Annotated in this window: 8 protein-coding genes; 3 read left to right on the top strand and 5 right to left on the bottom strand. The window is 60.6% G+C overall.

Annotated elements, in window-relative coordinates:
* Positions 1-175: 175 nt before the first annotated feature.
* From GOB87_RS11965 to purU, 3 genes are all read left to right on the top strand, one after another.
* Positions 176-586, top strand: coding sequence for a ketosteroid isomerase-related protein (locus GOB87_RS11965; protein WP_166317032.1), 411 nt, complete (start codon positions 176-178; stop codon positions 584-586).
* A 163-nt stretch (positions 587-749) separates the two neighbouring features.
* A complete protein-coding gene (locus tag GOB87_RS11960) occupies positions 750-1,835 on the top strand; it encodes a GlxA family transcriptional regulator (protein WP_194303334.1) in 1,086 nt (361 codons plus the stop codon).
* Between the two features lie 15 nt (positions 1,836-1,850).
* Positions 1,851-2,699, top strand: coding sequence for a formyltetrahydrofolate deformylase (purU, locus tag GOB87_RS11955; RefSeq protein WP_166317026.1), 849 nt, complete (start codon positions 1,851-1,853; stop codon positions 2,697-2,699).
* Positions 2,700-2,741: 42 nt separating this feature from the next.
* Here the strand turns inward: purU and GOB87_RS11950 are convergent, their stop codons facing one another.
* The 5 genes from GOB87_RS11950 to GOB87_RS11930 form a co-directional block, all read right to left on the bottom strand.
* The gene (locus tag GOB87_RS11950) at positions 2,742-3,740 is read right to left on the bottom strand and encodes an aldo/keto reductase (RefSeq protein WP_166317023.1); all 999 of its coding nucleotides are present in this window, start codon (positions 3,738-3,740) and stop codon (positions 2,742-2,744) included.
* Between the two features lie 227 nt (positions 3,741-3,967).
* Positions 3,968-4,741: an MgtC/SapB family protein gene (locus tag GOB87_RS11945; protein WP_166317020.1), complete on the bottom strand. Its 774-nt coding sequence runs from the start codon at positions 4,739-4,741 to the stop codon at positions 3,968-3,970.
* A 140-nt stretch (positions 4,742-4,881) separates the two neighbouring features.
* Positions 4,882-5,649: an adenine nucleotide alpha hydrolase family protein gene (locus GOB87_RS11940; RefSeq protein WP_166317017.1), complete on the bottom strand. Its 768-nt coding sequence runs from the start codon at positions 5,647-5,649 to the stop codon at positions 4,882-4,884.
* Positions 5,646-6,863, bottom strand: coding sequence for an electron transfer flavoprotein subunit alpha/FixB family protein (locus tag GOB87_RS11935; RefSeq protein ID WP_166317014.1), 1,218 nt, complete (start codon positions 6,861-6,863; stop codon positions 5,646-5,648). Before GOB87_RS11935 ends, GOB87_RS11940 begins: the two co-directional genes overlap by 4 nt.
* Entirely contained in the window at positions 6,860-8,755 is a 1,896-nt protein-coding gene (locus GOB87_RS11930; RefSeq protein ID WP_166317011.1) for a DUF3483 domain-containing protein, read from the bottom strand. The genes GOB87_RS11935 and GOB87_RS11930 overlap by 4 nt, the downstream gene beginning before the upstream one ends.
* Position 8,756: the final 1 nt, after the last annotated feature.

The raw sequence follows: 8,756 nt of genomic DNA, 5'->3' as shown, positions 1-8,756 counted from the left end.
ACGAGGTGCTCACCGCCCTTGCCGCCTCCGGCGGTGAAGGCAACGCAGACGTGGAAAACAATGTCCACGAAAGAGTCCGGGAACTCTGTAAAAAATTCCCTATCTATAAGTGAAACTAATGACGTCCCCTTGGCACAGACCTGACTATTCTGGTCTTCAAGGAGAGAGAGGCCATATGACCCAAGCCACTACCCGCGCCCTCATCGAAGCCTATTACGCAACCTTCAACGCAGGAAACCGTGACGATTTTCTGGCACTTCTGACCGACGATGTGCTGCACGGGATCAATCAGGGAGGACAGGAAACTGGCAAGCCGGCTTTCCGCGCCTTTCTCGAACGCATGGACCGCTGTTACCGGGAACGCATCGCCGATGTTGTGGTGATGGTGAACGAGGACGGCACACGGGCTGCCGCCGAGTTCATGGTCCATGGCACCTATCTGTCCACCGATGACGGCCTTCCCGAAGCGCGGGGGCAGACTTACGTACTACCTGCCGGTGCATTCTTCACCGTGCGTGACGGGAAAGTCGCGCGCATTTCCAACTATTACAACCTTCCTGACTGGGAGCGGCAGGTGACTGGCTGACCTCACCGCCGCGTCGTCTTTTCATTATTTCCGGTCGTGAATACGAAAATGATCTCGTTTCGTTTTCAATACAGTCTAGACTGTTCTGCTCTACTGGAAGTCCCCAAGAGCCTGTGCTCCACAACGCACGGGCTCGGGCCGAACGAATGTAAGGTGCGACGTGATGCAGCGACGATCACCTGCCCCGCCTGAAATGCCCAGCCTTCGGGTTGGCATCATTCTGGCAGAAAATTTCACGCTTTCTGCGTTCTCCCTTTTCATCGACCATCTCCGACTGGCCGCCGACAAGGAAGACAAGAGCCGTCCCATCCTGTGCAGTTGGCAGATCATGAGCCACCGACCGGACTCGATCCGTGCAAGCTGCGGAATATCGGTCAGCCGGACGTCGGATCTGGTCGATCCCACCCAGTTCGACTACATCGCCGTTGTCGGGGGGCTGCTGCATGGACGCCGCACGGTGGACGAGGTCACGCTCCGCTACATCCAGCGTGCCGCATCTCTCGGTGTGCCATTGATCGGCATCTGCACGGGCACTTTTGTATTGGCCCGCGCAGGCGTGATGCGTAATCACACCTGCTGCGTGAGCTGGTATCACCGACAGGACTTCATGGAGGAATTTCCCGATCAGGCCGTCAGCAGCGAACAGATGTATCTTGTCGATGGCAAGCGCATCACCTGTTCGGGAGGCGGCGGAGCCGCTGATCTGGCGCTCCATCTGATCGAAAAACACCTCAGCCGTCCCCTAGCGCGCAAAGCCAGCCACATTCTTCTGTTCGAACGCCAGGGCCACGGCGTGGCTCCGTCCCTGCAACCGCATCCTCCCATCGCCGCCGAAATCGGGCATGTCAGCGACGCCCGTGTGCGGCGTGCCATGATGGAGATGGAGCAGAACATGATCGAACCGCTCTCCATCAGCGATGTGGCGCGTCGGCTCAGCATCTCTCCACGGCAACTCGAACGTCTGTTCCAGTCCGTGCTCGGTGTCCGTCCCGCTGTTTTCTATCGCATGATCCGGCTGCGCTACGCTCAGGCCCTGCTCTCTCAGGGCGAAATGTCGATCACGCAAGTCGCCATCGAGACAGGCTTTTCCGATTGCGCCCATTTCTCACGCCAGTTCAAAACCATGTTCGGCCACAGCCCCAGTGCCGAACGAGGTCGGACAGGCGCGCCATCCGTTTCATTTCCCTCCATGCTGGCTGCCAGCCAACGGAGTGAAAGGGCCGGGGTCAGACTGTTTGAACCTTCCTGAGCATCGGATCTGCGCATGTTCGTCCTCTGCATGACCTGCAACACGCGCATGGGCATTGTCTCGCGCTACTCAGACCTTCTGTTCAAAGCAGGCGGCAACATTCTGGAAATCAACCAGTATAACGAGACAGATTCCGGCCTGTTCTTTATGCGAATCGCTTTCGTTCTCACAGACGAAAGCAAACAGGAAACACTGACATCCGAACTGACGGAACTGGCGACGCGACTTGAGGCACGATGGACGCTCCACGATCAGACTCAACCACAGCGCGTGCTACTCATGGTCTCGAAATTCGATCACTGTCTGATCGACCTGCTTTACCGCTGGCGCATTGGAGAACTGAAGATGCAGCCGGTTGCCATCGTCTCCAATCATCCGCGCGAAAGCCTTGGTGCGGTGGATCTTTATGGAATCCCATTCCACCATCTCCGCGTCACCCCCACCACGAAGCCACAACAGGAAGCCCGGCTGCTTGATCTGATCCAGAGCACAGGCACACAACTCACCGTGCTGGCCCGATACATGCAGGTTCTCTCAGATGAAATGTCCACTCACCTGCAGGGACAATGCATCAATATCCACCACTCCTTCCTGCCGGGTTTCAAGGGAGCACGTCCCTATCTTCAGGCATGGAAACGCGGCGTAAAGCTGATTGGCGCAACTGCCCATTATGTGACCCCCGACCTTGATGAAGGCCCAATCATCGAGCAGGACGTGGAGCGTATCAATCACGCTGACACGGAAGAAACTCTGATCCGTAAAGGACGGGATGTGGAACGGCGCGTGCTGGCCCGCGCCGTTCGCTATCATCTACAGGGGCGGGTCATTCTCAATGGCGCCCGTACCGTTGTTTTTCCTGATTGAAAAACGATCCGTTCCAACACGCCCTGATACACCCTCCCAAGATCAGTCCCGGTTCGGAGGGGCCATGAACGTCGGATCAATAGGCTTGGGCACATGCCGGGCAAGGATTTCGTCCACCGCGCGACGTTCCTCATCCGTCAGGCTCCAGCCGAACACATCGTTGACGTTTTCCACCTGCGACGGCTTGCGCGCACCCCACAGCGCAATAACGGGCCCCTGGTCGAGCACCCAGCGCACGGCGAATGCCATGACCGACTTCCCACGCTTCTCGGCCAGTTTGCGGAAATCTTCCACAGCCGCGAGATAATGCTCGAAATTGGGCTTCTGGAACTTTGGATCACCTGAACGCAGATCATTCTTTGGGAAAGACGTGCTGGCGTTCATCTTGCCCGTCAGCAACCCACGGCACAGCGCGCCATAAGCGAGAATCACCGCCTTATGCTTCTCGGCATAGGGCAGAATGTCTTTCTCGATCGTCCTCTCGAACAGATTGAGCGGTGGCTGGATCGTGGCGATGGGCGCCACCTCACGAAAGATGTCCATCTGCGCGGGAGAAAAATTACTAACACCCAGCGCACGGATCTTGCCGTCCTTGTGCAACTTCTCAAGCGCACGGGCGGACTCATCAATGGGCGTTTTGTCATCCGGCCAATGAATCTGCTCGATATCGATGGCCTCGACCCGCAGACGCCGCAGGGAGTCTTCCACCTCCTTGCGTATCCGCTCAGGCCGGGAATCCCGAAAGACCTTCCGGTCATTGCCTTCACCACTCCAATTCAAGCCCAGTTTCGTGGCGATCAATGCGCGGTGCCCCGGCTTTTCCGCCAGCGCCCGCCCGACGATTTCCTCAGAATGTCCAAAACCATAAACCGGGGCCGTGTCGATCAGATTGATGCCCTCATCAAGCGCCTTGTGGATGGTGCGCACCCCGTTGTCATCATCGGGGCCTCCCCACATCCAGCCACCGATAGCCCATGTGCCCAAAGCCACACGGCGGACAGGTGTATCGATGCCGGCAATATGAATGGTGTCAGTGCTCACGACTTCACTCCTGTGAGGGTGAAAAAATCTGGAATCCGCCTGTATCACGGCGAGAGCAGAGGATGAGCTTGCACAGGCATGAAGGCCGTCCGATCCTCGCCCCACCACGACGGATTGCACAAAAAAGCTACCCTGCCCGCTATTTGCCGGACAAGACCGTCTGCCTTGTCCTTACGCACGGCAGGGCTGCGGAGTTCATGGGAAAAGATGGGAGCCTGCCATGTCGGTCAGTCGCTCTCCGCATCAGACTCCGTGCCCACTTCCATGACCCCATCGATCAGGGAAAGGGCTGTAACCAGATGGGAAACGGGGCGACTACCCTGTACCTGCAGCGACAGAACCACGACAGGGCTCCCCTGCACCGAAGGCCCGTCCAGCGGCCCGACCGTCCCCTGCCGATCCGCCGCATCCTGACGGGATTCCAGTTCCTGCCGATGAATCCCATTGCGCTGGATCTGTACGTGATCAATGGCAAAACGAAGCCGCGTGCAGGTGACAAGCACAAGCCGGAGAATGCCGCGCCCATCCAGATAACTCACTTCAAGCTGCGTCACGGCACGCTGCTGTCGGGGAATGTAGCGAAGCAGGTATGGGAACACGAGCATGACAAGAAAATTGGCAACAGCCGCCGCCACCGCCAGTTCGCGCAATCCCGCCCCACAGGCCATGCCAAGGGCTGCCGTCAGCCAGACCGATGCCGCCGTCGTCAATCCACGCACCGCATCGCGCCGCATGAAGATCACGCCGCCACCGATAAAGCCGATGCCCGAGACCACCTGTGCCGCCACGCGCGAAGGATCCAGCGCAACGTGCGGATTATCCACCACATCCGAAAAACCGAACTTGGAAACCAGCATGAACAGGGCCGCCGCCAGGCCGACAAGCGTGTAGGTGCGCAGACCGGCGCTCTTCTGGCGGAACTCCCGTTCCAGCCCCACCGCCGCCGACAGCACGAAAGCCAGAGCAAGATCGGCCAGCGCCTGTCCACTTCCTGCCGTCATGCCTGTACTGTCTCCCCCGACCAAGTGTTCAGGGGAAGAACATCAGCACAGACCTACACACTGCGCCATGAACATCATGTGAAAACAACAGGATTCCCGTCAGCGCATCATATTTTCGCGTCCCGGATGCCTTTTTTCAATCAAGTCATTTTCGAAGATGACGCTTCATCAGCCGCCGCCAGAACACCCAGAGACCGAAGATGCGCAATAATCGCGGCGGCTGCCTCCTCCGGCGTCGGATCGACCAGAAGCTGCCCACCCGTTCCCCCCGTCCGGGCAGCCGAAATCAGTTTCGGACGGCGGCGATAGGGGCGCAATAGTCCCTCTTCCATCTCGCCTTGCGGGGTTCTCTCCGCCCTTTCGTCTCTCACCTGTACGGCGCGTTTATCTGCAAACACGAAAGACGGCACACACTCCGCCATGTCTGAGACCGTGACGACGCAGGGCAGCGTCACATGGACTGGACGAACGGCTCCCCTTGCGCGCGCCTGCGCCAACGCCAGACGACCGGCCGCAGGTTGCTCCTCCAGAGGCGCCGCAATACCCGTCGCAATCGGCCAGCCCAGCTTTTCCGCCAGCCTGTAAGGCAGAAGACCCGTATCCGCGCCGCCACACCCGCGTGTACCCGCCAGCACAAGGTCCGGCGCACTCACATTCGATGCGCGAATAAGAAACTGCGCCAGTGCCGCTACGGGATCGTGCTCACCACCGGACAGGCAAATGATCTCCTTCAGACCATAGCCACCATAATCCGCGAGTGCGGGCACGGATGCACCGGCATGCAAACCGATGAGAGTCTTCGCACCAAGCGCCCGCGCAAGCCCGATAGCGCGGACTTCTCCCCCTACAGGAGCCGGACGACCGGACACCGGATCGATGCCCGCAGAGAGAAGAACGATAGCCTTCATGCCTGTCGCTCCTTTGCCAGCATCTCGCACAAAACCGGCATTACATGCTGAGCGTCGGCAATGATGGCCAACCCGGCCCGCTTCACCATGGCGGCGTGCAGATCGGTGTTGACGGCCACTACGTGCTCCACGCGCCCCAGCCCCTGAAGATGCTGTGGCGCCCCCGCAATGCCGAACGCGACATAGCACACCGCATCCAGCACGGTGCCGGACGCGCCGACCTGCGTAGTGCGCGGCATGTCTCCATTGTCACACACCACCCGGCTGGCTCCCGGCGTCGCATGAAGAGCCGCCACGGTCGCGCGAAACCCGTCAAAATCCGTCACACCTCGTCCCGCCGCCACGACAAAGGGCGCGACGCCGAGATTCATCGTGGCCGGATCCGCCGCGCGGAGTGCGCCCACCTGCACACGGTTCCTCGCCGTTGGCGCAACGTTCTCGATCTCAAGAGGCAGAATCTCATGCTCCGCGCCATCCCACGCCGCGATGCGGTCAGGCGCCAGTGTCATCAGCGACGCAGGTTCGCTGGCCCGTTCCTGACGACCGGCCCCACAGGGACGGATGATCTGTCTGGCTCCAAGAACCTCCACACCCGCAGCCAGCGCTCCCCCCGTACGGGCCGCAAGACGACGCGCCAGATCCGCGCCGTCCTCGCTTTCAGAAAGCAGCACATGACGGGGGGGAAGACGATCCAGAAGAGTGACCAGTTCATCCACACGTGCCTCAGGATCACTCCCATCTGCACCGGTCAGCACCACACGATCGGCACCAGCCTGCCCAAGTGTCTCGTGCATCGGTGGAGCGGAACGCGCACCCAGAACGACCACCGCGCCCCCGCCCGCATCCGCAAGCTTGCGGGCCGCTCCCAGAAGCTGCCGATCGAAACGGTCCAGACGCCCATCGATCATATCCGGGATAACGGCAATCAGGAACTCCGGATTTTCAATACGAATTTTCTTGGACACGGACGACACAGTCGCAATAGAGGCTGCTGCCAATTTGCTCAGTCCCGCCCGCACGAGGCGCGGACGCCCCTCACGCCCAGTCGTCAGAAGGCGGGCCCGTTCATTGCGCGGGTCGCGACGACGACGTCCTGACGGTGCGACGACATCCGCACCTCCACCCGCCATGTCATAGCGTGGCCGCGTCCTTCCTGACACAACTCGTGCCGCACGCTCCGCACGCGGATGGCGGCGATGGCGCACGCCGCTCATACCGCCACCACAGCATCGAGAACCAGTTCCGCAATGTCTTTCACTTCGGCACGTGGTTCCGGCACTCCTTCGAGCATCGCGGTGCATCCGGGACAGGCCACAGCCACAATGGCCGCTCCCGACTGTGCGGCCTGCTGCATCCGCAGATCGGGGATACGTTCCACCACGTCCACATCGCTGACCGGATTACCGCCGCCGCCGCCACAGCACATCGCCTGCCTGCCATGCCGTTCCATCTCCACCGTCTGCGAACAGCAGGCTGCCAGCAAGCGGCGCGGAGCATCGGTTTCTCCATTATACCGCGCGAGATAGCACGGGTCATGATACGCCACGGGCGGCAAAGTTCTCGCATCCAGCTTCAGACGACCGGCGGAGACCAGTTCATCCAGCAGTGCCGTATGATGCAGCACTTCCCACGTACCGCCCAGTGCTGGATATTCGTTGCGCAGCACGTTCAGCGCATGAGGGTCCGCCGTTACGATGCGCTTGAAACGACGACGGCCAAGCGTGTCGATCACCTCTCCGGCCAGCATCTGGAACGTCGCCTCATCTCCCAGACGCCGCGCCAGATCACCGCAATCGAGTTCAGCTTCGCCCAGAATGGCGAAGTTCACGCCCGTCATGTTCAGCAGCTTTACAAGCGCGCGCAGGGTGCGGGCGTAGCGCAGCTCGTATGCTCCCTCACCCAGCCAGAGGAGCACGTCCGTCTCACCACCTTCTTCCAGAACCGGCACGTTCTCACCCGCCAGCCCGTCCGCACGCGCAGACAACGGACGACCACCGGATTCCGCACTTTCGCGCAGATGACGCAATGCTTCCGCCGCTCCCGGACGAACCTCACCCAACATGAGTGTCTGTGCGCGGCGCAAATCGACAATGGTGTCCACATGCTCGATCATCATCGGACATTGCTCGACACAGGCCCGACAGGTCGTGCAGGCCCACAATGTGTCAGGATGAATCATACCGTCCACGCCAATGACGGGCGATGACAGGCTTCCCTTCCCCGCCACTGGCGGCGCATGCGGCGCAGGAGAGCCGGTATAGGCGCTGGCCTCCTCACCACGCGCTGCAAGCGCCAGTCCCTGCACAAGCGCTTTCGGGTTCAGCCTCTGCCCGGCGGCAAAGGCCGGACAGTGCTGCTCACACCGTCCACATTCGATACAGGCGTCGAACGATGCAAGGATGTTCCAGCCAAAATCACTTGGCACCATTGCCCCGAGCATTGGCGCAGCCAGATCAAGCGGGCGCAACTCCGTGCTACGCCCACCGCCAAACCGTTCGGGCCGGGAATGCGCGGCCAGCCATGTCACACCGGAGAAAGCATGACGCATCGGTCCACGTGCCACCTGCACCACGATCCCGGCACCGCCCACCAACATGAGAAAAAGCGGCACCGCTGAAAACAGAACACCCCCGGCTCCAACGATCTGTCCGAGAGCCAATAGGCTACCACCCACGTTCCAAGCACCAAGAGCGTAAGGCAGCCAAAGGAACTTTCCTCCCGAGAGATAACTCGGCTTCTGTGGCGAACGGCGCTTACGGACCAACCACGTGCCAGCAATGGCCGTCGTGAAGAACACACCGACACTTGCCCAGTAGAAGCGGTTATTTCGAAATGCCGACACTATCCCAGCCGCCAGCAGTGTCGTCCCCGCCAGCGTGCCGCCTGCGACCAACGCGTGCATACGGGCCGCGCCCGGACGACGCTCCACCGCGTGATGCACATCCACCAGATAGCGTTTCGGCACGGCGGCCAGACCGCGCACCATATCCACGGGCTTCGCCTGTCCTTTTCGCCAGCGACGGACCATCGGAACGGCAGACAGTGCAAGCGCCGCCCCCAATCCCCAGACCAGACCTGCCGCAATCGCCCCGGATCGCTGTCTCACG

It is taken from the genome of Acetobacter estunensis (assembly GCF_011516945.1).
Classification (GTDB): Bacteria; Pseudomonadota; Alphaproteobacteria; order Acetobacterales; family Acetobacteraceae; genus Acetobacter; species Acetobacter estunensis.
Note: the sequence above shows the minus strand (reverse complement) of the source record. Positions and strands in the feature narration are given on the sequence as shown.